The sequence below is a fragment of the Herbiconiux liangxiaofengii genome, assembly GCF_041927335.1.
GTDB classification, from domain to species: Bacteria; Actinomycetota; Actinomycetes; order Actinomycetales; family Microbacteriaceae; genus Herbiconiux; species Herbiconiux liangxiaofengii.
Genome location: NZ_JBHFHD010000006.1, coordinates 341,983 through 367,265, shown reverse-complemented (window position 1 = coordinate 367,265; position 25,283 = coordinate 341,983). Strand labels below are relative to the sequence as shown.

The 25,283-nt window shown below is 69.4% G+C and carries 24 protein-coding genes; 2 read left to right on the top strand and 22 right to left on the bottom strand.

Going from position 1 to position 25,283, the window contains the following annotated elements; translation table 11 throughout:
* Nucleotides 1–5: 5 nt before the first annotated feature.
* From miaB to hrcA, 18 genes are all read right to left on the bottom strand, one after another.
* Nucleotides 6–1,640 (bottom strand): tRNA (N6-isopentenyl adenosine(37)-C2)-methylthiotransferase MiaB, encoded by a 1,635-nt coding sequence (gene miaB, locus ACEXOR_RS05490; protein ID WP_374848396.1) that lies wholly within the window; start codon nt 1,638–1,640, stop codon nt 6–8.
* Nucleotides 1,641–1,686: 46 nt separating this feature from the next.
* Complete coding sequence (locus tag ACEXOR_RS05485; protein ID WP_374848395.1) at nt 1,687–2,319, bottom strand: regulatory protein RecX; 633 nt, start codon at nt 2,317–2,319, stop codon at nt 1,687–1,689.
* A 7-nt stretch (nt 2,320–2,326) separates the two neighbouring features.
* Complete coding sequence (recA, locus tag ACEXOR_RS05480) at nt 2,327–3,415, bottom strand: recombinase RecA (RefSeq protein WP_374848394.1); 1,089 nt, start codon at nt 3,413–3,415, stop codon at nt 2,327–2,329.
* A 350-nt stretch (nt 3,416–3,765) separates the two neighbouring features.
* On the bottom strand, nt 3,766–3,993 hold the full coding sequence (locus ACEXOR_RS05475) for a DUF3046 domain-containing protein (RefSeq protein ID WP_374848392.1): 228 nt from the start codon (nt 3,991–3,993) through the stop codon (nt 3,766–3,768).
* A 2-nt stretch (nt 3,994–3,995) separates the two neighbouring features.
* Nucleotides 3,996–4,304 carry a helix-turn-helix domain-containing protein gene (locus tag ACEXOR_RS05470; RefSeq protein WP_374848440.1) on the bottom strand — a complete coding sequence of 103 codons (309 nt, stop codon included), beginning with the start codon at nt 4,302–4,304 and terminating at the stop codon, nt 3,996–3,998.
* 172 nt (nt 4,305–4,476) lie between these two features.
* Nucleotides 4,477–4,968, bottom strand: coding sequence for a CinA family protein (locus ACEXOR_RS05465; RefSeq protein WP_374848391.1), 492 nt, complete (start codon nt 4,966–4,968; stop codon nt 4,477–4,479).
* Nucleotides 4,965–5,573, bottom strand: coding sequence for a CDP-diacylglycerol--glycerol-3-phosphate 3-phosphatidyltransferase (gene pgsA, locus ACEXOR_RS05460; protein WP_374848390.1), 609 nt, complete (start codon nt 5,571–5,573; stop codon nt 4,965–4,967). The genes ACEXOR_RS05465 and pgsA overlap by 4 nt, the downstream gene beginning before the upstream one ends.
* 3 nt (nt 5,574–5,576) lie before the next feature.
* The gene (locus ACEXOR_RS05455) at nt 5,577–8,483 is read right to left on the bottom strand and encodes an FtsK/SpoIIIE family DNA translocase (RefSeq protein ID WP_374848389.1); all 2,907 of its coding nucleotides are present in this window, start codon (nt 8,481–8,483) and stop codon (nt 5,577–5,579) included.
* A gap of 70 nt (nt 8,484–8,553) precedes the next feature.
* Nucleotides 8,554–10,230, bottom strand: a complete 1,677-nt coding sequence (locus ACEXOR_RS05450) for a ribonuclease J (RefSeq protein WP_374848388.1) — start codon at nt 10,228–10,230, stop codon at nt 8,554–8,556.
* An 88-nt stretch (nt 10,231–10,318) separates the two neighbouring features.
* Complete coding sequence (gene dapA, locus ACEXOR_RS05445; protein WP_374848386.1) at nt 10,319–11,296, bottom strand: 4-hydroxy-tetrahydrodipicolinate synthase; 978 nt, start codon at nt 11,294–11,296, stop codon at nt 10,319–10,321.
* A gap of 59 nt (nt 11,297–11,355) precedes the next feature.
* Nucleotides 11,356–12,288 carry a GTPase Era gene (gene era, locus ACEXOR_RS05440; RefSeq protein ID WP_374848385.1) on the bottom strand — a complete coding sequence of 311 codons (933 nt, stop codon included), beginning with the start codon at nt 12,286–12,288 and terminating at the stop codon, nt 11,356–11,358.
* On the bottom strand, nt 12,285–13,586 hold the full coding sequence (locus ACEXOR_RS05435; protein ID WP_374848384.1) for a hemolysin family protein: 1,302 nt from the start codon (nt 13,584–13,586) through the stop codon (nt 12,285–12,287). Before ACEXOR_RS05435 ends, era begins: the two co-directional genes overlap by 4 nt.
* Nucleotides 13,583–14,050 (bottom strand): rRNA maturation RNase YbeY, encoded by a 468-nt coding sequence (ybeY, locus tag ACEXOR_RS05430; protein ID WP_374848383.1) that lies wholly within the window; start codon nt 14,048–14,050, stop codon nt 13,583–13,585. The genes ACEXOR_RS05435 and ybeY overlap by 4 nt, the downstream gene beginning before the upstream one ends.
* Nucleotides 14,051–14,059: 9 nt before the next feature.
* Complete coding sequence (locus ACEXOR_RS05425) at nt 14,060–15,040, bottom strand: PhoH family protein (protein ID WP_374848439.1); 981 nt, start codon at nt 15,038–15,040, stop codon at nt 14,060–14,062.
* Nucleotides 15,041–15,116: 76 nt separating this feature from the next.
* On the bottom strand, nt 15,117–15,461 hold the full coding sequence (locus ACEXOR_RS05420; RefSeq protein WP_374848382.1) for a histidine triad nucleotide-binding protein: 345 nt from the start codon (nt 15,459–15,461) through the stop codon (nt 15,117–15,119).
* Nucleotides 15,462–15,527: 66 nt separating this feature from the next.
* Entirely contained in the window at nt 15,528–16,277 is a 750-nt protein-coding gene (locus ACEXOR_RS05415) for a 16S rRNA (uracil(1498)-N(3))-methyltransferase (protein WP_374848381.1), read from the bottom strand.
* A 7-nt stretch (nt 16,278–16,284) separates the two neighbouring features.
* On the bottom strand, nt 16,285–17,397 hold the full coding sequence (gene dnaJ, locus ACEXOR_RS05410) for a molecular chaperone DnaJ (protein ID WP_374848380.1): 1,113 nt from the start codon (nt 17,395–17,397) through the stop codon (nt 16,285–16,287).
* 78 nt (nt 17,398–17,475) lie between these two features.
* The gene (hrcA, locus tag ACEXOR_RS05405; RefSeq protein WP_374848378.1) at nt 17,476–18,510 is read right to left on the bottom strand and encodes a heat-inducible transcriptional repressor HrcA; all 1,035 of its coding nucleotides are present in this window, start codon (nt 18,508–18,510) and stop codon (nt 17,476–17,478) included.
* A 189-nt stretch (nt 18,511–18,699) separates the two neighbouring features.
* On the opposite strand from hrcA, the gene ACEXOR_RS05400 reads away from it, so the two are divergent.
* Entirely contained in the window at nt 18,700–19,239 is a 540-nt protein-coding gene (locus tag ACEXOR_RS05400) for a DUF4870 domain-containing protein (protein WP_374848377.1), read from the top strand.
* 66 nt (nt 19,240–19,305) lie between these two features.
* Here ACEXOR_RS05400 and ACEXOR_RS05395 read toward each other — a convergent pair whose 3' ends face one another.
* From ACEXOR_RS05395 to lepA, 4 genes are all read right to left on the bottom strand, one after another.
* The gene (locus ACEXOR_RS05395) at nt 19,306–20,280 is read right to left on the bottom strand and encodes a putative endonuclease domain-containing protein (protein ID WP_374848376.1); all 975 of its coding nucleotides are present in this window, start codon (nt 20,278–20,280) and stop codon (nt 19,306–19,308) included.
* 129 nt (nt 20,281–20,409) lie between these two features.
* Nucleotides 20,410–21,636 carry a radical SAM family heme chaperone HemW gene (gene hemW / locus ACEXOR_RS05390; protein WP_374848375.1) on the bottom strand — a complete coding sequence of 409 codons (1,227 nt, stop codon included), beginning with the start codon at nt 21,634–21,636 and terminating at the stop codon, nt 20,410–20,412.
* Nucleotides 21,637–21,639: 3 nt separating this feature from the next.
* Nucleotides 21,640–22,341, bottom strand: coding sequence for a DUF1990 domain-containing protein (locus ACEXOR_RS05385; RefSeq protein WP_374848374.1), 702 nt, complete (start codon nt 22,339–22,341; stop codon nt 21,640–21,642).
* A gap of 2 nt (nt 22,342–22,343) precedes the next feature.
* Nucleotides 22,344–24,194 (bottom strand): translation elongation factor 4, encoded by a 1,851-nt coding sequence (gene lepA / locus ACEXOR_RS05380; RefSeq protein WP_374848373.1) that lies wholly within the window; start codon nt 24,192–24,194, stop codon nt 22,344–22,346.
* Between the two features lie 108 nt (nt 24,195–24,302).
* On the opposite strand from lepA, the gene ACEXOR_RS05375 reads away from it, so the two are divergent.
* A complete protein-coding gene (locus tag ACEXOR_RS05375; protein ID WP_374848371.1) occupies nt 24,303–25,199 on the top strand; it encodes an NAD-dependent epimerase/dehydratase family protein in 897 nt (298 codons plus the stop codon).
* Nucleotides 25,200–25,283 lie beyond the last annotated feature (84 nt).

Genomic DNA, 25,283 nt, shown 5'->3' with positions numbered 1-25,283 from the left:
CGCCGCTACCCGCGCAGATCGTCGGTGGCGCTGTAGATCGGAACCGCGGCGACACCGTGGTCCTGAGCCCTCGGCGCAGCCGGGCTACCGATGCGCAGGCTCGGCAGACCCAACGAGACCGGCCGGGGCGAGCCGCTGGCGGCTCCGGATGTCGCGGAGGCACCCGTGGGCACACCGCACGACTCGGCCTCCGCCCGATCCCAGGCATCCCCCGCCCGGGTGCGGCGCACCTCGAGCGGCGCACCGTCGGTGTCGGCGATGAGGTGGAAGGGAGCGGCCTGCGTGACGGTGACCGAGACCACGTCACCCGGCCGCGGACGAGCGGATCCGGCCGGCACCTCGAAGTGCACGAGGCGGCTGTCTTCCGCCCGACCGCTGAGCCGGTTCGTGGCGGTGTCTTTACGGCCCTCGCCGTTCGCCACGATGAGATCCACCCGGCGGCCGACCATCTTCTGGTTCTCCTCCAGCGAGATGCGGTCCTGCAGGGCGGCGAGCCGCTCGTAGCGCTCCTGCACGACCGCGTGCGGCACCTGGTCGGGCATCGTGGCCGCCGGAGTACCGGGCCGGATGGAGTACTGGAACGTGAACGCCGACGCGAAGCGGGCCTCCTCGACCACGCGCATCGTCTCGAGGAAGTCCTCTTCCGTCTCGCCGGGGAAGCCCACGATGATGTCGGTCGAGATGGCCGCATCCGGCATCTTCGCGCGCACCCGGTCGAGGATGCCGAGGAATTTCGACGAGCGGTAGGAGCGGCGCATCGCGCGCAGGATGCGATCCGAGCCCGACTGCAGCGGCATGTGCAGCTGCGGCATCACCGCGGGCGTCTCGGCCATGGCATCGATCACGTCGTCGGTGAACGCGGCCGGGTGCGGGCTGGTGAACCGGATGCGCTCAAGCCCCGGGATGGTGCCTGCCGCGCGCAGCAGCTTTCCGAACGCGAGGCGGTCGCCGAACTCCACCCCGTAGGAATTGACGTTCTGGCCGAGCAGGGTCACCTCGATGGCCCCGTCGTCGACCAACGCTTGGATCTCGGCGAGCACCTCGCCGGGCCGCCGGTCGCGCTCCTTGCCGCGGAGTGCCGGCACGATGCAGAAGGTGCAGGTGTTGTTGCAGCCGACCGAGATCGACACCCAACCGCTGTAGGTGGAGTCTCGCTTGGTGGGCAGCGTGGAGGGGAACGTCTCGAGCGACTCGAGGATCTCGATCTCGGCCGCATCGTTGTGACGGGCGCGCTCAAGGAGCTTCGGCAACGCCCCCATGTTGTGGGTGCCGAACACCACGTCGACCCACGGTGCCTTCTCCAGGATGACGTTCTTGTCTTTCTGGGCCAGGCAGCCGCCCACGGCGATCTGCATACCTTCGTGGCGCCGCTTCACCGAGGCGAGCTGACCGAGGTTGCCGTAGAGCTTGTTGTCGGCGTTCTCGCGCACGGCGCAGGTGTTGATGACCACGATGTCGGGCTCGGAGCCGTCGGCCTTCACGTAGCCCGCCGCCTCCAGCGACCCGCTCAGGCGCTCCGAGTCGTGCACGTTCATCTGGCAGCCGAACGTGCGCACCTCGTAGGTGCGGGCTCGCCCCTCGAGGGTGCGCGCCGCGGGCGACGTCGCGATGAGGGTGGGGGCTTCACTGACGGTGCTCATGATCGCTCCAGTCTACGAACGAACGCGGCACCGCTCCTCATCGCGCTCAGCGGAAGCGCGGGCCGCCGAAGGTCTTGCGGGTACTCATGGCCCGCCGCGTCGCCTCGCGCACCACCCCGGAGCTGAAACCACGCCGGCTCAGGAAGCCCATCAGCCGACGCTCGACAGTCTGCTCGTCGTAGGCCGAGAGCTGACTGACCCGCTTGGTAGCCGCCTCCAGCGCGAGGGAGAACTCGTGATCGTCGTCGAGGTTCTCGAGCGCGACCGAGATGAGCTCGGCCGGGATCTTGCGGGCCGAGAGCTCCCGGGAGATGACTCCGCGGCTCTTGTGGTTGCGCTCCGACAGCTTCTCGACCAAAGCCTCGGCGAGGGCTGCGTCGTCGAGGTAGCCGAGTTCTTCGTAGCGGGCTACGAGCTCGTCGGCTTCCTCCGGCGCTGCACCCTGCGCCATCAGCAGCTCCCGCGTCTCGCCCGCCGACAGCTGCCGGCGGCCGAGCGCACGCACTACCGTGTCGCTGACGCGCGCGAGCCGCTCCTCATCGCTGAGTTCGGGCTCGTCGTCGAAGTCGTCGTCGTCGACACCAGACGCAGCCGCACCAGCCCTCGAGCCGCGCGAGGGATGGCTCGAGCGGCTCGAGCGCTCCCGTCGCGCGGCATCGAGGCTGATGATGTCGTTCATCGCGCGACTACGCACCCTTGCGGCCGGCGGCCAGCTTCGGGGCGATGGGCTCGACGTTGGGCGCCGCGGCGGCGGCAGCCGCTGCCGCAGCAGCACCGACTTCGCCGACGCCCAGCTTCGCCAGGATCTTGTTCTCGATCTCGAGTGCGATGTCGGGGTTCTCCTTCAGGAAGCGACGCGAGTTCTCCTTGCCCTGCCCGAGCTGATCTCCGTCGTAGGTGTACCACGCCCCCGACTTGCGCACGATCTCGTGCTCCACTCCGAAGTCGATCAGGCTGCCCTCGCGGGAGATGCCGACGCCGTACAGGATGTCGAACTCGGCCTGCTTGAACGGCGGCGCCATCTTGTTCTTCACGACCTTCACACGGGTGCGGTTGCCGACGGCTTCGGTGCCCTCTTTCAAGGTCTCGATGCGGCGGATGTCGAGCCGCACGGAGGCGTAGAACTTGAGCGCCTTACCGCCGGCCGTGGTCTCCGGGCTGCCGAAGAAGACGCCGATCTTCTCACGCAGCTGGTTGATGAAGATCATGGTGGTGTTCGTCTGGTTCAGGCCACCCGTGAGCTTTCGCAGCGCCTGAGACATGAGGCGGGCCTGCAGACCCACGTGGGAGTCACCCATCTCGCCCTCGATCTCGGCGCGGGGCACCAGGGCCGCCACGGAGTCGATGACGATGAGGTCGATCGAGCCCGAGCGCACGAGCATGTCGGCGATCTCGAGCGCCTGCTCCCCCGTGTCGGGCTGGGAGACCAGCAGCGAGTCGATGTCGACCCCGAGCTTCTTGGCGTACTCCGGGTCGAGCGCGTGCTCGGCGTCGATGAAGGCCGCGATACCGCCGGCCCGCTGGGCGTTGGCGATGGCGTGCAGGGTGAGCGTGGTCTTACCCGACGACTCCGGCCCGTAGATCTCGACGATGCGGCCGCGCGGAAGTCCGCCGATGCCGAGCGCGACATCCAAGGCGATTGAGCCGGTGGGGACGACCTCGACCGGGGCCCGGTCGTCGCTGCCGAGGCGCATCACCGACCCCTTGCCGAATTGCCGGTCGATCTGGGCGAGAGCGGTCTCGAGTGCTTTTTCGCGGTTGGCGTCTGACGGCATTTCGGCTTCTTTCGGTCGTGCGGCCGGAGCGGTGCTCCGTGCTCGCGATGGTGTGCCCACAGGCTGTCGTGTGTCCGATCTTCCGGCCGGGCAACGACAAGGCGTTCAGGAGTTCATCGAACAGTTCCCACGGTAGGCACCACCCCCGACATCAGTCGTGGCCGGTGCTCATCTGTGGAGAACGTCTTCGATGCTCCCGCTGTGCAGAACACTACGCACTCCCGAAGATATGTTCGAGACCCGAAGTCGGCGTGTCGACGACTTCGGCATCCGGAATCGGGGTGGGAACGACGAAGAGCCCCGGACGGATCCGGGGCTCTTCACAGCCGGCTTCAGCGCCGGGGCCGGCGTCAGTTCCTGGGCTGGGCCGGCAACCCGGCACCGTGGCGACGCGACTCGGGCACGTCGGCCGCCCGGCAGACCGCGATCCACACCTCTCGCGGGGCGATGCCGGCCCTCAGGGCCTGTTCGGGCGTGCGATCACCCAGGTCGACCAGGTTGAGGTCACGTGTGACCACCTGGCCGTAGGCGTCTCCGAACTCGTCGGCGACAGCCTGACGGAACTCGCTCAGGCGCACCCTCAGCGGGCGACGAGGTCGGCGTCGAAGCCGGCGACGAACTCGTCGGGAACCGTGTCGGGAATGGGATCGATGCCCTCGACGATGGCGAGCCGGTCTCCGACTTCGCGCATGATCACCGAGATGGGCGTGTCGAGTGCGTCGGCCACCGAGGCGAGGATCTCGCTCGAGGCCTCTTTCTGACCACGCTCGACCTCGCTCAGGTAGCCGAGCGCGACGCTCGCCTTACTTGCCACTTGACGAAGGGTGCGGCCCTTCTGCAGGCGGAAGTCCCGAAGCACGTCGCCGATTTCTTGACGAACTAGAATCACTGGACCCTCCTTGCGTTCAGTCACGGTGTTGTCGAGTGGCACTCGAACCGCCCTTTTCGGTGGTTCGTAGCAGAAACTCTAGACGACGGGGACTGGACATATCTTGTGAATGACTTCAGATGTAACGAGATCGAAACGCGGTGCATTCCCGGTGCCCACCGGCCCGGCAAGCTCACAGGAACTCCTCCAGGAGGGCGAGTGCGCGGGCGGTCACAGCGGCCCGGACGGCGGCTCGATCGCCCTCGACGGCGAGCTCGATGCTCCGCACGTCGCGGCCAACGGCCAGCCCGATGAAGGCCGTTCCGGCCGGGTGCCCGTCCTGCGGCCCGGGACCCGCGACGCCGGTGGTGGCGATGCCGACCCCGGGTTCCACGCCGTCGACGGCCAGCGCTCGGCGCACCCCCACCGCCATCTGCATCGCGACATCCGGATGCACGGGGCCGTGGGCCGCGAGCACCTCGGCGTCGACCTGCAGCAGGCTGTGCTTGACGGCGGTGTCGTAGGCCACCACTCCCCCGCGGAGCACCGCGGATGCGCCGGGAACCTCCACCAGCGCCGCGGTCAGAAGCCCGCCGGTGAGCGACTCGGCGACACCGATGGTGAGCTGACGCGCCGACAGCACGGACACGATCCGCTCCGCGGCCTCGAAGGTCGAACCGGTCACGCTGTGCTCTTGGGCGCCCGGTTGAGCCGCCAGGCCTGGACCAGGTAGTCGATTCCGGTCACCACGGTGAGGATGACCGCGAGTGCCATGAGCACCGCGTTCACCCAGTTCACCCAGTCGCCGAACAGGGTCGGGAACGGCAGCAGGGCGAGCGAGATGGCCACCGACTGCACCAGGGTCTTCAGTTTGCCGCCCCGCGATGCCGGGATGACGCGGTCGGAGAGTTGCACGAAGCGCCAGACCGTGATGCCCACCTCGCGCACGAGGATGACGATCGTGACCCACCACGGCAGCTCGTTCAGGATGGACAATCCGACCAGCGCGGCCCCGGTGAGCACCTTGTCGGCGATCGGGTCGAGCAGCTTGCCCAGGTCGGTGACGAGGTTGCGGCTGCGCGCGATGTGGCCGTCGATGCCGTCGGTGGCGATGGCGAGGATGAACAGCACGGCGGCCGCCCAGCGCAACCACCCGTCGGCGCCGCCATCCGCCAGCAGCATCACGAAGAACACCGGGGCGAGCAGGATGCGCACGATCGTGATCGCGTTCGGCAGGTTCCAGTTGCTCGGCTTCGACACCGCGCCGTTCGTGTGCTCGGTGCTGCTCACGTGTTACTCCCTGCCGGTCAGTCCCCAGGCGTCTTCGTCGGTGTCGCCCTCGACCTCAGGGTACTGGTCGAGCGACGCCGACACCGCATCGGAGCCGTAGCGGTCGCCCACCAGTCCGGGCGCCGACGATGCCGCCGCAGAGGTCGTGGCGGCCGCGGCAGCCGACGCCGCCGATGCCCCCGCCGACGAGCCGCCGCGGATCATGGCCAGCACCTCGGGCAGCTGCTCGGCCGTGACGAGCACGTCTCGCGCCTTCGAGCCCTCGGAAGGGCCCACGATCTCACGCGACTCCAGCAGGTCCATCAGGCGGCCCGCCTTGGCGAAGCCCACCTTGAGCTTGCGCTGGAGCATCGAGGTGGAGCCGAACTGGGTGTTCACGACGAGTTCGGCGGCCGCGAGCAGCAGCTCGAGATCGTCTCCGATGTCGGCGTCGATCTGCTTCTTCTCGGCCACCACGGCGACGTCGTCGCGGTACTCGGGGCGCGCCTGTCGGGTGACGTGCTCGACCACCTTGGCGATCTCGTTCTCCGTGACCCAGGCGCCCTGCACCCGGATGGACTTCGACGACCCCATCGGCAGGAAGAGCGCGTCTCCGCCGCCGATCAGCTTGTCGGCGCCCGGCTGGTCGAGGATGACGCGGGAGTCGGTGACGCTCGTCACCGCGAAGGCGAGCCGCGAGGGCACGTTGGCTTTGATCAGGCCGGTCACCACGTCGACCGAGGGCCGCTGCGTGGCGAGCACCAGGTGGATGCCGGAGGCGCGGGCGAGCTGGGTGATGCGCACGATCGAGTCCTCGACGTCGCGGGGAGCGACCATCATGAGGTCGGCGAGCTCATCGACCACGACGAGGAGGTAGGGGTAGGGCTTCAGCACGCGCTGCGAGGCCGGCGGCAGCTGGATCTCGCCGGCGATGACGGCGCGGTTGAAGTCGTCGATGTGACGGAACCCGAAGCTCTCGAGGTCGTCGTACCGCATGTCCATCTCCTTCACCACCCACGACAGCGCCTCGGCCGCCTTCTTGGGGTTGGTGATGATGGGGGTGATCAGGTGGGGCACGCCCTGGTAGGCCGTGAGCTCGACGCGCTTCGGGTCGATCAGCACCATCCGCACCTCGCTGGGCTTGGCGCGCATGAGCACACTCGTGACCATCGAGTTGATGAAGCTCGACTTGCCCGAGCCGGTCGAACCGGCCACCAGGAGGTGGGGCATCTTCGCGAGGTTGGCGAGCACGAACTTGCCCTCGACGTCTTTGCCCACGCCGATGGTCATCGGGTGCGGGTCGGTCATGGCCTTCTGCGACCGCAGCACGTCGCCGAGCGACACCACCTCGCGGTCGGTGTTCGGGATCTCGATGCCGATGGCGCTTCGGCCCGGGATGGGCGACAGGATGCGCACCTCGTTCGAGGCGACCGCGTACGACAGGTTCTTCGACAGCGCGGTGACCCGCTCGACCTTGACGCCCGGTCCCAGCTCGATCTCGTACCGGGTGACGGTGGGGCCACGGGAGAAGCCCGTCACCGACGCGTCGACCGAGAACTGGCTCAGGACATCCGTGATCGCCCGCACGATGTCGTCGTTCACGGCCGAGCGGGCCTTCGACGGCTCGCCCACGGAGAGGTTCGACACCGACGGCAGACGGTAGTTCGCCGGGTCGGAGGCGGGGGCAGGGGTGAGCCCCTCGACCTCGCCGGTGCCGGTGATGTCGACCGGGGCATCCGGGATCGGGGTGGCGAAGGCGGGCAGCGCCTCGGTGGATTCGTCGTCGAGGAGACCCGTGGTCTGCAGGCGGCCCGGCAGCACCTCGCCCGTCACGCGCTTGATGGCCTGCTCGGCCGCCTCGATGTCGTGCAGCAGATCGTTGCCGAAGTTCTCGGTGCTGTCCGAATTCGTGCCGTCGAACCGCGCACTGTCGAACTCGGCCGCGATCGCGAACGGCTCCTCGGGCGCCGGGGTGCGGTCTTCGATGCGCGGCGAGAGCGGCGGAGCGGCCGACTCCGGGTCTTCCTCGCGACCGCTGGAGTTGCGGCGCCACCAGGGCAGGGCTCCCGACTCCTCGGGCGTCGCGTCGAGGTCGAGCATGTTCACATCGTCGTCGGCCGCTTTGCCTCGGCGGTTGCGCTTGGCGGCCACGGGTGCGGTCTCACCGGCCTGTGCCTGCTCCTCGGGTGCGGGCTCGCCGAAGAGGTAGGCGTAGAGCTCGCGCAGGCGCCGGCCGATGCGGTTCGGGGGCGTCTTGGTGATGATGAACAGCGACAGCGCCAGGAACACGATGAGCACGGCTGCCGAGCCCGCGGGCGTGATCAGGGCCGCGAGCGGGGCGGCGGCGATCCAGCCGATCACGCCACCGGCGAGGGCCAGCACGTCCATGCCCTGCGACGGGTCGGGCGCCTGACTGAAGATGTGGCAGAGGCCCGACACCGACACCAGGAACACGGCGAGGCCGATGCCGATGCGGCCGTTGTCGTGCACCGAGTTCGGATGCCGGAACAGCCACAGAGCCAACAGCAGCAGGATGACGGGCAGCGCGTAGGAGACACGGCCGAACAGGCCGCCGAACGTCCACGCGTTGATCGACACCGCCACCGCGTTGGAGGCGAGGAACCACTCCACGATCGCACCCGACACGGCGAGCACGAAGAAGAAGAACGGAAGGCCGTCTCGGCGCTCCTCCTTGGCCAGCTTCTCGGGCCCGAAAGCCCGGGCCGCGCCGCCGGTGACGTGCGCGAGAGCGAGCCACAGCCGGGTGAGCGGGTTCGGCCCCTGCTCCTCCTGCATGACCGGGTACTTCACGGTCTTCTGCGCGGCGGTCTTCGACGCGGCCGCACGGGTGGGCGTCTTGCGAGGCGTCGCGGCCGACCCGCGCGTGGTGGACGCCGGTTTGCGCGGCGTCGACTTACTACTGGTGGCCATGGTTTCACGCTACCCGTGGCCGATGGCATCGGCCGGTCACCGGCCACGGGTGTTGTGAAATCGACGCCGGTTACGCCTCGATGACGAGCGGCACGATCATCGGGCGGCGGCGCAGGCTCGAGTTCACCCAGCGGCCGACCGTGCGGCGCACGACCTGCTGCAGGGCGTGCGAATCGCGCACGCCGTTCTGCGCGGCCTCCGCGAGGGCGGCGCTGATCTTGGGCTTGACGGCGTCGAACACGCTCGCGTCTTCGGCGAAGCCCTTCGCGTGGATGTCGGGGCCCACCACGATGCGGCCGGTCTGGGCCTCCACCACCACGACGATGGAGATGAAGCCCTCCTCGCCCAGGATGCGGCGGTCTTTCAGATCGGCGTCGGTGATCTCGCCCACCGACGAGCCGTCGACGTAGACGAAGCCGAGGTCGTGCTGGCCGACAACCGTGGCCACGCCGTCCTTCAGGTCGATGACCGTGCCGTCCTCCGCGATGATCGTGTTCTCGCGGGGCACGCCCGACTCGATGGCGAGCTTCTGGTTCGCCACCAGGTGACGGTACTCGCCGTGCACGGGGAGCACGTTCTTCGGCTTCAGGATGTTGTAGCAGTAGAGCAGCTCGCCCGCGGCCGCGTGACCCGAGACGTGCACCTTGGCGTTGGCCTTGTGCACGACGTTGGCGCCGAGCTTGGTGAGGCCGTTGATGATGCGGTACACGGCGTTCTCGTTGCCGGGGATGAGGCTCGAGGCGAGGATGACGGTGTCACCAGGGCCCACCTCGATCTGGTGCTCGTTGTTGACCATGCGCGAGAGGACGGCCATCGGCTCGCCCTGCGACCCGGTGGACATGTAGACGATCTTGTCGTCGGGGATGTCTCCGGCCTTCTTGAAGTCGACCAGGACGCCCTCGGGCACCTTGAGGTAGCCGAGTTCGGCGGCGATGGTCATGTTGCGTACCATCGAGCGACCCAGCAGCGCGACCCGGCGGCCGTTCGCGGCTGCCGCATCCAGGACCTGCTGCACGCGGTGCACGTGGCTGGAGAAGCTGGCCACGATCACGCGACGGGGAGCGCGCTCGATGATCGACTCGAGCACCGGGCCGATCTCGCGCTCGGTGGGCGTGAATCCCGGCACGTCGGCGTTGGTGGAGTCGGGGAGGAAGAGGTCGACGCCCTGCTCGCCGAGGCGGGCGAAGGCGCGCAGGTCGGTGAGGCGGCCGTCAAGCGGCAGCTGGTCCATCTTGAAGTCGCCCGTGTGCAGCACGACGCCGGCGGGGGTCTTGATGGCGACGGCCAGCGCATCCGGGATCGAGTGGTTCACGGCCACGAACTCGCACTCGAACGGCCCGAGGTTCTCGATCTGGCCCTCGGCCACGTCGAGCGTGTAGGGCTTGATGCGGTGCTCCTTGAGCTTCGCCTCGACGAGGGCGAGCGTGAGGGCCGAGCCGATCAGCGGGATGTCTTCGCGCAGCTTCAGCAGGTAGGGCACGGCGCCGATGTGGTCTTCGTGGCCGTGCGTGAGCACGATGCCGATCACGTCGGCGAGACGGTCGCGCACGATGCTGAAGTCGGGCAGGATCAGGTCGACGCCCGGCTGGTTCTCTTCCGGGAACAGCACGCCGCAGTCGACGACGAGGAGCTTGCCCTCGAACTCGTAGACCGTCATGTTGCGGCCGATCTCGCCGAGGCCGCCCACGGGGGTGACGCGCAGCGTGCCGGCGGGCAGGATGGGAGGAGTGGTGATGGGGCTCTGCATGGGCCCTCCTTGTTCTTCTTCTCAATGAGGTTCGCGCTTCGTGCGCGCCTAGTGGCTTGTGCACCCGCCGGAGCGGATGAGGCCCGCGTCAGCGGGTGGTGCCCGCCACCTTCGGCAGGGCTCCGCCGGCGGCCGCGTTGCGGTCGGGGCGGAAGTTGCCGAGGTCCAGGCCCGGGATGTCGCGCACGAGATCGATCTCGCTCTCGATCTGCGCGGCCTCCCATTCCTCGGGCCCCACGAGGGGCAGGCGGACGCGCGGGCTGGAGATTCGGCCGAGCCCGTGCAGGATGTATTTGGCGGCGACCGTGCCGGGAACGTGCGTCATCACGGCACGCACGAGCGGCTCGAGCGCCTGGTGCGCCCTCGTGGCGGTGGCGAGGTCGCCCGCGTTCACGGCGTCGACGATCACGCGGTAAGGGGCAGGCGCGATGTTGGCCGTGACCCCGATGAGGCCCGCGGCGCCGATCGCCATGTGCGGCAGCACGTTCGCGTCGTCGCCCGAGAAGTAGAGCAGCCCGGTCTGGTTGAGCACGCGGCTCACCTCGCTGAAGTCGCCCTTGGCGTCTTTGACGGCCAGGATGTTCGGGTGCTTCGCCAGGCGCAGGATGGTGTCGTACGTGATGGGCACACCGGTGCGGCCGGGGATGTCGTACAGGATGACCGGTAGGTCCGTCGCATCCGCGATCATGCGGAAGTGCGTGAGGATGCCCGCCTGGGTGGGCTTGTTGTAGTACGGCGTGACGACGAGGTTGCCGTCGGCCCCCGCCTTCTCGCTCTGCCGGGCGAGCTGCATGGCGTGCGCGGTCTCGTTCGAGCCGCCGCCTGTGATGATCTTGGCGCGGCCCGCGGCCACGTCTTTGCCCACCTCGACGAGCCGGATCTTCTCCGGGTCGGTGAGGGTCGACGTCTCACCCGTGGTGCCCGAGACGACGATGCCGTCGGCCCCGCCCACGATGAGGTCGTCGATGAGCTTCTCGACGCCTGGCCAGTCGACCTCGCCGTCGGCGGTGAACGGGGTGACCATGGCGACCAGCACCTGGCCGAACGGGTTCGAAGCGAAAGACACGTCTACAGGGTATCGGTTCGCGGCGCTCGGGCGATCAGGCACGGGTTCAGGATGCCGGCTCAGAAGCCGAGCCGACCGAGGAGCTTCGGGTCGCGCTGCCAGTCCTTGGCCACCTTGACCCGGATGTTGAGGTACACCTGCTTGCCCACCAGCGGCTCGATCTCGGCACGGGCGCGGGCGCCCACCTCGCCGAGCCGCGACCCCTTCGGGCCGATGATGATGCCCTTCTGGCTGTCGCGCTCGACGAACAGGTTGGCGTAGATCTCGAGCAGATCGCGGTCGTCGCGCTCCTGCATGTCGTCGATCGTCACCGCGATGGAGTGCGGCAGCTCGTCGCGCACACCCTCCAGGGCCGCCTCGCGGATGAGCTCGGAGATGCGGCTCTCCAGCCCCTCGTCGGTGTACTGGTCGTCGGGGTAGAGCCGCTCCGAGCGGGGCAGCAACCGGATGAGCTCGCTCGACAGCACGTCGAGCTGGATGCGGCTGGTCGCCGACACGGGGATGACGGTCTCCCAGTCGCGCAGCTCCGAGACGGCCAGCAGCTGCTCGCCCACCTGCTGCTTCGACGCCGAGTCGATCTTCGTGACGATGGCGACCTTCTTGGCCTTGGGGTACTGGTCGAGCTGCTCGTTGATGAAACGGTCGCCCGGGCCGAGCTTCTCGTCGGCCGGCAGGCAGAAGCCGATCACGTCGACGTCTCCCAGGGTGGACTGCACCAACGAGTTCAGGCGCTCGCCCAGCAGGGTGCGGGGCCGGTGCATCCCGGGGGTGTCGACCAGGATGAGCTGGCCGGCCGGGTCGTGCACGATGCCCCGGATGGTCTGCCGGGTGGTCTGCGGCTTGGGGCTCGTGATGGCGACCTTCTCGCCCACCAGGGCGTTCGTGAGCGTCGACTTGCCCACGTTCGGCCGGCCGACGAAGGTGACGAACCCGGCCCGGAAGTCGTCGGGGCCTGAGGTGCCGGCGGGGCCGGCGGCGTCGTTGTCGGTCATGCGTTCTCCTCGATGGGGGTGGATCGTGTGGGGGGCGCCTCGGTGGTCGAGCGATGCACGAGCACCGTCACCACGCGCTTGCGGCGGCCGTCGATGCGGTCGGCGGTGAGTACGAGGCCGGGCACCTCGGCGGTGGACCCCGCCTCGGGCAGGCGGCCGAGGGCCTTGGTGAGCAGTCCGCCCACGGAGTCGACGTCGTCGTCGTCGAGCTCGAGGTCGAACAGCTCGCCGAGCTCGTCGACCGGCAGGCGGGCGCTCACGCGGTACCCGTCGTCGTCGGTGGGCTCGACCTCCACCACGTCGCGGTCGTACTCGTCGGAGATGTCGCCGACGAGCTCCTCGATCAGGTCTTCGAGGGTCACGAGCCCGGCGATGCCGCCGTACTCGTCGACGACCATGGCGAGGTGGTTCGACTCGGTCTGCATCTGGCGCAGGGTGTCGTCGACCTTCTTCGACTCCGGGATGAACAGCGGCTGACGCGCGAGCTCGCGCACCGGCATCGTGTCGACCAGGGTGGGACGCTCGTAGCTCACGCGCGCCACGTCGCGCAGGTGCAGCACGCCGGCGATCTCGTCGACGTCGTCGTCGACGACCACGGGGATGCGGGAGACGCCCTTGCTGAGGAAGAGCCCGAGGCCGTGCCCCACGGTGGCGTCGTCGTCGATGGTGACCATGTCGGTTCGCGGCACCATCACCTCGCGCACCACGGTGTCGTTGAACTCCAGGATGGAGTGGATGAGCTCGCGGTCGTCCTCCTCGAGCACGTCGAGCTCGGTGGCCTCGTCGACCATGCTGAGCAGCTGCTCCTCCGAGGCGAAGCCGGCCGAGCGCGCCCGCGCCGGCGTGACGCGGTCGCCGATGGCGACCAGGAGGTTCGCGATCGGGCCGAGCACCACGCGCACGAGATGCACCGGCACCGCTCCGTACCGCACCACCACGCGCGGATGCACGCGGCCGACGCTGCGCGGGCTCGAACCCACCAGCACGAACGAGACCACGATCATCACCACCGCCGAGAGCACGAGAGCGAGCCAGAGCTCGTCGATGGTGAACGCGAACGCCACCGTCACGAGCACCGCCGCGGTGGTCTCCGACACCACGCGGGCGAAGTTCGCCGCGTTCAGGTGGGCGCCCACGTCGTTCGCGATGGCCCGCAGCGACCTCTTCGCCCGGTAGCGCTCGGCGAGATCGAGCAGGTCGCCGCGGGAGAGCGACGTCATCGCCGAGTCGATCGACGCGAACAGGCCGCCCAGGGCGACCAGCACCACGGCGGCCAGGAGGAAGAGGGTGATCGTCATACCCGGCGGCGGCGCTCGCTCATCGCGTAGCCCACCAGGATGTCGCGCTGGATGCCGAACATCTCACGCTCCTCTTCGGCGTCGGCGTGATCGAAGCCGAGCAGGTGCAGGATGCCGTGGGCGGTGAGCAGCAGCAGCTCCTCCAGCGTCGAGTGGCCCGCGGTCTGCGCCTGCGACTCCGCCACCTGCGGGCAGAGCACCACGTCGCCGAGGAGGCCCGCCGGGGTGGGCGCGTCTTCGGTACCGGGTCGCAGCTCGTCCATCGGGAAGCTGAGCACGTCGGTGGGGCCGGGCTCGTCCATCCACTGCACGTGCAGTTGCTCCATGGCGGCCTCGTCGACCAGCACGATCGCGAGCTCCGCATCCGGATGCACGTGCAGGAAGTCGAGGGCGAAGCTCGCGAGCCGCAGCAGGGCCGTCTCGTCGACCTCGACCGACGACTCGTTGTTGACCTCTATCGACACCGGCTGTCCCTACCGCTTTCCGTTGTTGTAGCGGCGATCCCGCTCGGTGCCCGTCTCGTGCCCCTGCTGGCGCGCCAGCTGCACCTGGTCGTACTTCGTGTAGGCGTCGACGATCTGGCCCACCAGGGTGTGCCGCACCACGTCGGCGCTGGTGAGCGTGGCGAAGTGGATGTCGTCGATGCGGTCGAGGATGCGGCTCACGACCTGCAGGCCGCTCGTGCCCACGGGCAGGTCGACCTGGGTGATGTCGCCCGTGACCACCATCTTCGAGCCGAAGCCCAGGCGGGTGAGGAACATCTTCATCTGCTCGGGAGTGGTGTTCTGCGCCTCGTCGAGCACGATGAAGGAGTTGTTCAGGGTGCGGCCGCGCATGTAGGCCAGCGGCGCCACCTCGATGGTGCCCATGGCGAGCAGCTTCGGCACGACCTCCGGGTCCATCATCTCGTTCAGCGCGTCGTAGAGCGGGCGCAGATACGGGTCGATCTTGTCGGTGAGCGTGCCGGGCAGATAGCCGAGCCGCTCCCCCGCCTCGACGGCCGGACGGGTGAGGATGATGCGCTCGACCTCTTTGCGCTGCAGCGCCTGCACGGCCTTCGCCATGGCGAGGTAGGTCTTGCCGGTGCCGGCAGGACCGATGCCGAACACGACCGTGTTCTCGTCGATCGAGTCGACGTACTCCTTCTGGCCCAGCGTCTTCGGGCGCACGCTCTTGCCGCGGGCGGTGACGATCGCCTGGCTGAGCAGTTCGGCCGGGCTCGAGCCACGGTCGCTCTCGAGGATGCGCGCCGACGACGACACCTCGGTGGGCGTGAGGTCGTGGCCCTGACGCACCATCAGCAGCAGCTCCTCGACGAGTCGGCGGGCCGCCTCGACCTGGGTGGCGTCGCCCGAGAGGGTGATGTCGTTGCCGCGCACCAGCACCGAGACCAGAGGGAACTGGCGCTCCACGGTGGTGAGCAGGCGGTCTTGCGGGCCGAGCAGTCGCACCATCTCGATGCCGTCGACGTGCAGCTTCGCCTCGCCGAGAGGGCCGGAGGCCGGGGAAGCAGGGTTCGTGGGGGTCAAATTACTCTTTCAGCCCGCCCGCGAGAACGTGGGCGTGCACATGGAAGACGGTCTGGCCGGCGTTCTCACCGGTGTTGAACACGAGACGGAACTCGCCGTCGGCGCGCTCCTCGGCGATCGACCTCGCCACCTCGACCACCTCGGCCAGAAGGCCGGGGTCGCCCGCGGCGAGCTCCACCACGTCGCGGTACCGCTCGGTCTTGGGCACCACCAGCACGTGCACGGGAGCCTTCGGCGCGACATCGTCGAACGCGATCACCCGATCGGTCTCGCGCACGATGCTCGCCGGGATCTCGCGCGCGATGATGCGGGAGAAGATCGACGGCGACGGGGATTCGGTGGTCATGGCTCCATTGTAGGTTCGACCACCGTCGGTGAGGAGGGCGGGACGACGGGCCGTGAGCGGGTTTCGCTACCAGCGTCCGAGCAGCACGTTCAGCACCGCCACGGCGGCGGGGCCGGCGGTGGAGGTGCGGAGCACCTCGTCGCCGAGCCGCACCACCTCGGCACCGGCCTCGCTCAGCTGCTCGAGCTCGCGGGGCGAGATGCCACCCTCCGGGCCCACCACGAGCAGGACGCCCCGGGTGTCGTCGGCATCGAACCGCAACGAGCTCAGCCGCACCTCGGCACTCGGCTCGAGCACGACGATGCGGCAGCCGCCGGCCACCCCGTCGCGGATGAGCTCGGTCACCTCGACCAGGTCGTCGACGTGGGGCACGAACGGCCGGATGGACTGCTTCGCCGCCTCGCGCACGATGGCGGCCCACCGGTCCCGGCCCTTGACCGCCTTCGGGCCCACCCAGCGCGACACCGAGCGCTCGGCCTGCCACGGCACGACGCCCGACACCCCGAGCTCGGTGGCCGACTGCACCGCGAGCTCGTCGCGGTCGCCCTTCGCGAGCGCCTGCACCAGCACGATACGGGGAGACGGTTCCGGATGCCGCTGCACGCGCTCCACGGCGAGCTCGAGCTCCTTGGCCTCCGCCCGCACCACCACGCCCTGCACGACCAGGCCCCGCCCGTCGCCGATCGCGGTGTGCTCGCCGACGCGCATCCGATTCACCGTCGCGGCATGCCGCGCCTCGTCGCCCGTGATGGTGACCACGTCGCCGATCTCGTGCGGCACCACCGACAGTTCCTCGAGCAGGAAGAGGGAGCTCATCGTCGGCTCAGACGTTCAGGAAGCGGTCGCGGAGCTTCGCGAACAGCCCCTGCTGGAACTGCCCCAGCGAGGGCTCCGGATACTTGTGGGCGGCGGCGAGCTGCTTCATCAGCTCCTTCTGCTTGTGGTCGAGCTTCGTGGGGGTGACCACCTGGATGCCGACCCGCAGGTCGCCCCGGCCGTTGCCCCGCAGGTGCGTCACGCCCCGGCCCTTCACCGTGAGCACCTCGGCGCTCTGGATGCCGGGCTTGAGCTCGAGCTCGATGTCTCCGTCGAGCGCCTTGACCGTGGTGGTGGTGCCGAGCACCGCATCCCACATCTGCACCTCGAGGGTGCAGAGCAGATCGTCGTCGTTGCGCGAGAACACGTCGTGGTGACGCACCTTCATCTCGAGGTACACGTCGCCCTGCGGGCCGCCGGCGGGGCCGACCTCGCCCTGGCCGGGCAGCTGCAGGCGCAGCCCGGTGTCGACACCCGCGGGGATGTCGACCGGCAGGGTGCGGCGGGCGCGCACGCGGCCCTGACCCTGGCAGGTGGGGCACGGGTTCGGCATGACGGTGCCGTAGCCGCGGCAGGTGCCGCAGGGTGCGCTGGTCACGACGTTGCCGAGCAGCGACCGGACGGTGCGCTGGATCGACCCCGAGCCGTGGCAGATGTCGCACGTGACGGGAGCGGTTCCCGGCGCGCAGCACGACCCGGTGCAGGTCTCGCAGAGCACGGCGGTGTCGACCTCGATGTCGCGGTGCGTGCCGAAGATCACCTCGCCGAGGTCGACCTCCACGCGCAGCAAAGCATCCTGGCCCCGCTCGGCGCGCGACTTCGGGCCGCGGCTGCCGCCGCCCTGCCCGCCGAAGAAGGTCTCGAAGATGTCGCCGAAGCCGCCGAAGTTCTGTCCGCCTCCGCCACCGAAGCCCTGCTGCGGGCCACGGTCGTAGTCGCGGCGCTGGCCAGGGTCGCTCAGCACGTCGTAGGCGTGGGTGACCTGCTTGAACGTCTCCTGGGCCTCCGGGCTCGGGTTCACGTCGGGGTGCAGCTCGCGCGCGAGCCGGCGATAGGCCTTCTTGATCTCTTCGGGCGTCGCCTCACGCGAGACGCCCAGCACGTCGTAGTGGTCAGCCACCAGGGGCTTCTCCTTCGTTGTCGCTTCTGTCGCTTCGAATCGAAAAGATGAAAATCGGATGCCGCGGCCGGCCGCGGGTCAGCTCGCGCTGCCGGTCTCGCCCAGCGTGCGGGAGAGGTAGCGCGCCACCGCCCGCACCGCGGAGATGTTGCTGGAGTAGTCCATGCGGGTGGGGCCGAGAACCCCGAGCCGCGACACGGCGCTGCCGATGCCCGTGTAGCCGCTCGCGAGAATCGACGTCTCGCCCAGCCCGAACGATTCGTTCTCGCGGCCGATCGAGACCACGAGGCCGCGCTGGTCGGCCTCGAGCTCGCTGAACAGACGCAGCAGCACCACCTGCTCCTCCACCGCCTCGAGCACGGGGAGGATGCTGCCGTGGAAGTCGCCCTCGGTACGCACGAGGTTGGCCGCACCGGCGATGAGGAGTTTCTCCTGCCGGTTGGCGGAGACCTGCTCCTTCAGCGTGGCGGCCACCACGGATGCCGTCGCCGCCTGCGCGGCCGGGAAGCGGTCGGCCACCGCGTCGAGCACGCCCGCCGCCTCGATCAGCCCGCGGCCCCCCGCGGCCTCGTTGAAGCGCTGGCGCAACTGCCCGATCAACTCGTCGTCGACATCGCCCGGCACATCGACGATGCGCTGCTCCACGTGGCCGCTGTCGGTGATGATCACCGTCATGAGCTTGCGCGGTGCGAGCGCCACCACCTCGATGTGACGCACGCGCGCCTGCGAGCGCAGCGGGTACTGCACGAGCGCGACCTGATGGGTGAGCTGCGAGAGCAGCCGCACGGTGCGCGCGAGCACGTCGTCGACGTCGACCGAGGAGTCGAGGAAGGCCTCGATCGCGTGACGCTGGGCCGAGGTGAGCGGACGCATCTCGGAGAGATGGTCGACGAACAGGCGGTAGCCCTTGTCGGTGGGGATGCGACCGCTCGAGGTGTGCGGTGCCGCGATCAGCTCCTCCTCCTCCAGCAACGCCATGTCGTTGCGGATGGTGGCGGCGGAGACACCGAAGGAGTGGCGTTCGGCGATGCTCTTCGAGCCCACCGGCTCGCGGGAGGCCACGTAGTCCTGCACGATCACGCGGAGCACTTCGAGGCTGCGTTCGGAGACCATCGATCCACCTCACCTCTCGCTGCGCGTGCTCCGCAGGTTGGCACTCAACCTGCCTGAGTGCCAATCATATCGCGCCTGGGCTGAGGCGGGTTCGTGACACAGTGAGCGAAAATCATTGCTTGGGCTTACCCCTGCCGCTATCTTGGCTTGCGTACCACCCCCAGAACATCCGTCTGAAAGGCGCGAGACATGACCGACCCCAACGCAACGCCGAACGATCCGGCCTCAGGCCAGCCGACGCCGCCCTCGGGTCAGCCCACGCCGCCGCCCGGCTACCAGGCTCCCCCGCCCGGGTACCAGGCCCCGCCGCCCGGCTACCAGGCTCCGCCGCCCGGCTCGAACTACCAGCAGCCCGCTGGCTACCAGCAGCCCGTCGCCGGCGCACCGCTGTCGCAGGCCGACGACAAGCAGTGGGCGTTCCTCGCCCAGCTCGGCGGCATCCTCGGCTTCCTTCCGCCGCTGATCATCTGGCTGGTCTTCAAAGACCGCGGCCCCCTCACCAACCAGGAGGGCAAGGAGTCGCTGAACTTCCAGATCACGGTGGCGATCTTCGTGGTGGGCCTCTACATCGTCGGCACCATCACTGCCTTCATCTTCATCGGCTTCCTGTTCTACTTCCTCGCCTGGGCCGCTCAGATCGCAGGCGTCGTGTTCGCGATCGTCGCGGGCGTGAAGGTGAACGGCGGCGGCACCTACCGCTACCCCTTCAACTTCCGCTTCATCAAGTAACTCCGGCCTCGCCGAGTTTCACCGAAATGCCCCCTCAGAATTCCTGAGGGGGCATTTTGGCGTACCTCAACGGGGGCGCCAGCCCCGGGAGTACAGGGCGCGCTCCACCCGCGACACCTCAGCGGGAAGGGTGGCGAGGGCCTCCTTGCGGATGCGGACGACGAGCTGACCCGCGTGCTGGAACTCCTCGATACGCCGTTCGTCGCGAGCGTACTGCGAGTCGTCCAGACGGTGTTGCTCGCCGTCGTACTCGACGATCACCCTGAACCCGGGAAACTGCAGGTCGGCCCGGCCGATGAAGCGACCTCTTGCGTCGAACACAGGTTCGTTCAGCACCGGTTCGGGAAGGCGCCGCCGCGCGATCGCCAGGCGCACGAGCGTCTCGGGTCGCGACTCGGCGCCGTCGCGAAGCATCGGCAGCGCCACTCGCGCCGCTGCCACCCCGCGACGGCGGAATCCCGCGTGCACCCTGGCGGCCAGGCCGTCGACGTCGACGTAGGGGCGCCCGTCGGCCTGGGCGACGTGTCGCGGAGTCAGCACGAAGTGGTCTCCGGCCGCGACCAGGTCGTCGAGACCGCGGAACTCGCCGCTCGCCCGGTGACTGCTCACCAGGATGTCGGCCAGGTCGCACCAGGTACCCGCCGGGTCGGACACCGGAAAGCCATGCCGTTCGACCACTCGCACGGAGTCGGGATCGAGACGGTGCCCGACTACCCCGCGGCCGGCCGGAGCCCGGCGGGGAGCCAGGGTGGAGACGTGCAGGGCGGCATCCGTTCGCTCGAAGCGACTCGGCAGCGGGCACCCCCACAGCACGGCGGCCGTGGTGTGGGTGAAGAAGTCGCCTGGCCGCAGGCGCACGGCGTAGGCGCGGCACCGCTCGAGCACCGAGTCGACCGAGCCCTCGCGGGCCCGCACGCCGTGGAAGGGCCGCTCGAGGTCGGCCGCGAGCAGGCGCTTCGCGCCGAGCCCGGCGCCGCGCCCCTCGGCCACGCTGAACGGAACGGAGGCGAGCTCCGGCGGCAGTTCACTTCGACGACGCATCCGCACATGGTGCCCGAACCTGCCCGCGGGTGCAGAAGTTCTCCACAGCCCCCGCCGAGTTGCGCCAAATCGCCCCTTCGCGGCCCGCGAGGGGGCGATTTGGCACAACTCGGCGAGAGGGAGGGGGCCTCAGGTGAGGCGGCGCACCACGGCGTCGGCCAGGAGACGGCCCTTCAGGGTGAGGGTGAGCTCGCCCCCGAGGGCCGAGCGGCCGTCGACGAAGCCGTCGGCGATGAGCGAGGCCACCTCACGCCGGGGTTCCGGGGCGAGCGAGTCGACCCGCAGTGCTCCGCGCACCCGGGTGAGCAGCAGGATGCGCTCCAGCTCGTGCGTGGCCTCGTCGATGGTCTCGCGGCCCGCGGCCGGCGACTCCCCCGCCGCCATCCGCTGCGCGTACGCCGCCGGGTGCTTCACGTTCCACCACCGGGTGTCGCCCACGTAGCTGTGCGACCCGGGGCCGATGCCCCACCAGTCGTGCCCCACCCAGTAGCCGAGGTTGTGACGCGAGCGTGTGGCGGGGTCGGTGGAGAAGTTGCTCACCTCGTACCAGTCGTAGCCCGCGGAGGCGAGCACCGCATCCGCTCGCTCGTACATGTCGGCCTGCAGATCGTCCGAGGGCTGCGCCACGACGCCCGAGCGGATCTGGCGCGCGAGCTTCGTGCCGTCCTCGACGATCAGCGCGTAGGCCGAGACGTGGTCGGGTCGCTCCGCCACCACGGCGTCGAGCGACCGCTGCCAGTCGTCGAGGGTCTCGCCGGGCGTGCCGTAGATGAGGTCGAGGCTCACCTGCAGCCCCGCATCCTTCGCCCAGCGCACCACCTCGGGAACCCGCGCGGGGTCGTGGGTGCGCTCCAGCGTGGCCAGCACGCTCGGCACCGCCGACTGCATGCCGAAGCTCACCCGGGTGAAGCCCGCGTCGGCGAGCGTCTGCAGGTAGGCGGCGTCGACGGAGTCGGGATTGGCCTCGGTGGTGATCTCGGCATCGGGGGCGAAGCCCCAGGTGTCCCGCGCCGCCGACAGCATGCCGGCCAGCTGCTCGGCGGGCAGCAGCGTGGGGGTACCGCCGCCGAAGAAGACCGTCGACACCGGACGGGCCGCGTACCCCGAGGCCTCGAGCACCCGCGCTCCGAAGCCCATCTCGGCGATGGCCTGCTGCCAGTAATCGGCTTGCTTGACACCGCGCAGCTCGGTGGACGTGTACGTGTTGAAGTCGCAGTAGCCGCAGCGCACCCGGCAGAACGGCACGTGCACGTAGAGACCGAAGTCGCGGTGGGCGGTTCCGGATGCGCGGGAGACAGGCGGCGGCAGCAGACCGTCGGCGGGCGCCGGGTCGCCGAGCGGGAGCGCGGAGGGCACGCGTCAGCGCCGGGCGGCTGAGCCGGACCGAGGGGCCGAGCCGGACATGCTCGGCATCAGCGAACGGAGGTACCGCTTGGTGTACCGCCACTGCATGAACCGGAGCACAGGCATCCCGAGCCGGTAGAACCAGGTGCTGGGGCGCGAGAACGCGCGGATGACGATCCACACCGAGTCGTCGGAGAGGTGCTCGACCACGAAGCTCTCCTCGCCCGACTCGGGATGCCCGGGCAGGGTGCCGTAGGCGAAGCCCCGGCGGCCGGGCTCGTCGACGAGGTACACCACGCGGATGGGCGCGTGCACCTTGAGCCCGAACGTGGAGATGGTGAGCACGGCCGTGGCGCCGGCGGAGACGAGCGGCGTGCCGTCTTCGCCGTAGGCCTGCTCAGGGGTCGACGAGCGCGGACCGAGAGGCCGGCCGGTCTCGTCGTAGCGGAGCCCGGCGTAGTCGCCGCCCGTCGGAGCGGGCAGGGCCACGTCGCCCACCGTGATGCCGGCTCCGCGCTGCACGCCCCAGGCCATCAGGCGGGCCGAGGCCTTCTCGAAGCGGGCCTCGCCACTGCCGAGCCGGGCCCTGGCCTGCATGGGCCGGAAGCCGCGCGGCGGGAAGTACATCAGGTCGGGCGCCTGCGTGGCTCCGACGGCGGCGTAGCTCAGGGGCTGCTCCGACACCGCCTCGGCGGGCGAGGGAAGAGTGGCCGACACGGCTACTTCTTCTCCTTCTTCTCGACGTCGCCGGAGAGGGCGGCGATGAAGGCCTCCTGCGGCACCTCGACGCGGCCCACCATCTTCATGCGCTTCTTGCCCTCCTTCTGCTTCTCGAGCAGCTTGCGCTTGCGGCTGATGTCACCGCCGTAGCACTTGGCGAGGACGTCTTTGCGCATGGCGCGGATGGACTCGCGGGCGATGATGCGCGCCCCGATGGCCGCCTGGATGGGCACCTCGAACTGCTGGCGCGGGATGAGCTCGCGCAGCCGCCCGGTCATCAGCACGCCGTAGGCGTAGGCCTTGTCGCGATGCACGATGGCGCTGAACGCGTCGACCTGCTCGCCCTGCAGCAGGATGTCGACCTTCACGAGGTCGGCCTCCTGCTCGCCAGAGGGCTCGTAGTCGAGGCTGGCGTAGCCCGCCGTCTTCGACTTGAGCTGGTCGAAGAAGTCGAACACGATCTCGCCGAGCGGCATCGTGTACTTGATCTCCACCCGGTCCTCGCCGAGGTAGTCCATGCCCTGCAGGATGCCGCGGCGGCCCTGGCAGAGCTCCATGATGGTGCCCACGTAGTCCTTCGGCGCCAGGATGGCCGCGTTCACCACGGGCTCCTTGACGTTCAGGATCTTGCCGCCCGGGAACTCGCTCGGGTTGGTGACCGTGACGGTCTTCTTGTCTTCGGTGGTGACCTCGTAGATCACGCTGGGGGCGGTGGCGATGAGGTCGAGGTTGAACTCGCGCTCGAGCCGCTCGGTGATGATCTCAAGGTGCAGTAGGCCCAGGAATCCGCAGCGGAAGCCGAAGCCGAGCGCCACCGAGGTCTCGGGCTCGTAGACGAGCGCGGCGTCGCTGAGCTTGAGCTTGTCGAGCGCCTCCCGGAGCACCGGGTAGTCGCTGCCGTCGATGGGGTACAGGCCGCTGAAGACCATCGGGAGGGGCTCGGTGTAGCCGGGCAGCGCATCCGTCGCCGGCTTGTGGGCCGTGGTGACGGTGTCGCCCACCTTCGACTGGCGCACGTCTTTCACACCGGTGATGAGGTAGCCCACCTCGCCGACACCGAGGCCCTGACTGGGCGCGGGCTCGGGGCTGGAGACGCCGATCTCGAGGATCTCGTGGGTGGCGCGGGTGGACATCATCTGGATGCGCTCGCGCGGGCTGAGCTTTCCGTCGATCATGCGCACGTAGGTGACCACGCCGCGGTAGGCGTCGTAGACGGAGTCGAAGATCATGGCGCGGGCCGCGGCATCCGGATCGCCCACCGGAGCGGGGATGAGCTGCGTGACGCGGTCGAGCAGCGCCTCGACGCCGAGGCCCGTCTTACCCGAGACGCGCAGCACGTCGGCCGGGGCGCCGCCGATGAGGCTCGCCAGCTCGGCGGCGTACTTCTCGGGGTCGGCGGCCGGCAGGTCGATCTTGTTCAGCACCGGGATGATGGTGAGGTCGTTCTCGAGGGCGAGGTAGAGGTTCGCGAGCGTCTGGGCCTCGATGCCCTGCGCGGCGTCGACCAGCAGGATGGCTCCCTCGCAGGCGGCGAGGGAGCGGCTGACCTCGTAGCTGAAGTCGACGTGGCCCGGGGTGTCGATCATATTGAGCGCGTAGGTCTGGCCGTCGAGCTCCCAGGGCATGCGCACGGCCTGGCTCTTGATGGTGATGCCACGCTCGCGCTCGATGTCCATGCGGTCGAGGTACTGCGAGCGCATGTCGCGGTCGCTCACGACGCCGGTGATGCCCAGCATCCGGTCGGCGAGGGTGGACTTGCCGTGGTCGATGTGCGCGATGATGCAGAAGTTGCGGATGAATGCGGGGTCGGTGGAGGCCGGCTGGAGGGCCTTCAGGGCTTTGGGGCTCACGCATTCCTCTTGATCGTCGGGACGCCCCATTCTGCCATGCCGTGCTGGGGGGCGACTCACGGCGAAACACGGTGGAATGCCCGGGGCCCGGTTGGGTTGAATCGTCGTATGGCTATTCTTCTCACCGGCGCGACCGGTTTCATCGGTTCCGCAGTCCTCCGTACCCTCCGCGAGCAGGGGCGCGACGTCGTCGCCCTCGTGCGGTCCTCCGCCTCGGCCGACGCGGTCGAGGCCGCCGGGGCACGTGCCGTGCTCGGCGAGATCACCGACCGGGATGTGGTGACGCATCTGGCTCTGGAGAGCGACGGCGTCATCCACCTCGCCTCCCCCGGCGACGAGTCGAGCGCTCCCGCCGACGACGCGTTCGTGACCGCCGTGTTCGCCGGCCTCGAGGGCAGCGACAAGCCGTACGTGCACACCGGCGGCATCTGGATCTTCGGCAACGGTGCCGACCTCACCGAGTCGACGCCGTTCGACCCGCCGGCGCTCACCTCGTGGCGCCTGCCGGTCGAGGCCCGGGTGCGCTCGGCACAGGGCGTGAAGACCACGATCATCGCGCCCGGCATCGTGTTCGGCCATGGCAAGGGCATCCCGAACCTGGTGGCGGATGCGCCGCGCAGCTCGTCCGCGGACTCCGGCTCCGCGGCGCTCGAGCTCATCGGCTCGGGCGAGCAGCACTGGACGACGGTGTTCGTCGACGACCTCGCCGAGCTGTACGTTCTCGCCTACGACCTGGCCTCGGCCGGCTCGTACTACATCGGCGCGAGCGGGCAGAACCCGACCGTGCGCGAGCTGGGCGAGGCGGCCTCAGCGGCGGCCGGGCTCGACGGCCGGGTGACGGCGACGACGGATGCCGCTGCACGGGAGCGCCTCGGCGACGCGTTCGCGGACGCACTGCTGCTCGACCAGCAGGCCACGGGAGCGGCGGCGCGCATCGACCTCGGCTGGGAGCCGAACGGGCCGTCGCTCGTGGAGGAACTGCGCTCAGGCTCCTACGTGCGCTAGCCCCTCCCCCCCTCCCTCTGCGGCACCCCCGTCATCGAACCGTCGCAGATCGCCCTCTCGTCGCCGATCGAGGGCGGTTTGCGA

Excerpts from the sequence above, each read along its gene's own strand:
- ACEXOR_RS05420 (WP_374848382.1), bottom strand. The coding sequence starts at position 15,461 with ATGACCACCGAATCCCCGTCGCCGTCGATCTTCTCCCGCATCATCGCG.
- ACEXOR_RS05415 (WP_374848381.1), bottom strand. The coding sequence starts at position 16,277 with ATGAGCTCCCTCTTCCTGCTCGAGGAACTGTCGGTGGTGCCGCACGAG.
- ACEXOR_RS05450 (WP_374848388.1), bottom strand. The coding sequence starts at position 10,230 with ATGCAGAGCCCCATCACCACTCCTCCCATCCTGCCCGCCGGCACGCTG.
- recA (WP_374848394.1), bottom strand. The coding sequence starts at position 3,415 with ATGCCGTCAGACGCCAACCGCGAAAAAGCACTCGAGACCGCTCTCGCC.
- ACEXOR_RS05425 (WP_374848439.1), bottom strand. The coding sequence starts at position 15,040 with ATGGTGCGACTGCTCGGCCCGCAAGACCGCCTGCTCACCACCGTGGAG.
- ACEXOR_RS05375 (WP_374848371.1), top strand. The coding sequence starts at position 24,303 with ATGGCTATTCTTCTCACCGGCGCGACCGGTTTCATCGGTTCCGCAGTC.
- hrcA (WP_374848378.1), bottom strand. The coding sequence starts at position 18,510 with ATGGTCTCCGAACGCAGCCTCGAAGTGCTCCGCGTGATCGTGCAGGAC.
- ACEXOR_RS05435 (WP_374848384.1), bottom strand. The coding sequence starts at position 13,586 with ATGACGATCACCCTCTTCCTCCTGGCCGCCGTGGTGCTGGTCGCCCTG.
- ACEXOR_RS05400 (WP_374848377.1), top strand. The coding sequence starts at position 18,700 with ATGACCGACCCCAACGCAACGCCGAACGATCCGGCCTCAGGCCAGCCG.
- miaB (WP_374848396.1), bottom strand. The coding sequence starts at position 1,640 with ATGAGCACCGTCAGTGAAGCCCCCACCCTCATCGCGACGTCGCCCGCG.
- era (WP_374848385.1), bottom strand. The coding sequence starts at position 12,288 with ATGACCGACAACGACGCCGCCGGCCCCGCCGGCACCTCAGGCCCCGAC.
- ACEXOR_RS05395 (WP_374848376.1), bottom strand. The coding sequence starts at position 20,280 with ATGCGTCGTCGAAGTGAACTGCCGCCGGAGCTCGCCTCCGTTCCGTTC.
- ACEXOR_RS05455 (WP_374848389.1), bottom strand. The coding sequence starts at position 8,483 with ATGGCCACCAGTAGTAAGTCGACGCCGCGCAAACCGGCGTCCACCACG.
- ACEXOR_RS05485 (WP_374848395.1), bottom strand. The coding sequence starts at position 2,319 with ATGAACGACATCATCAGCCTCGATGCCGCGCGACGGGAGCGCTCGAGC.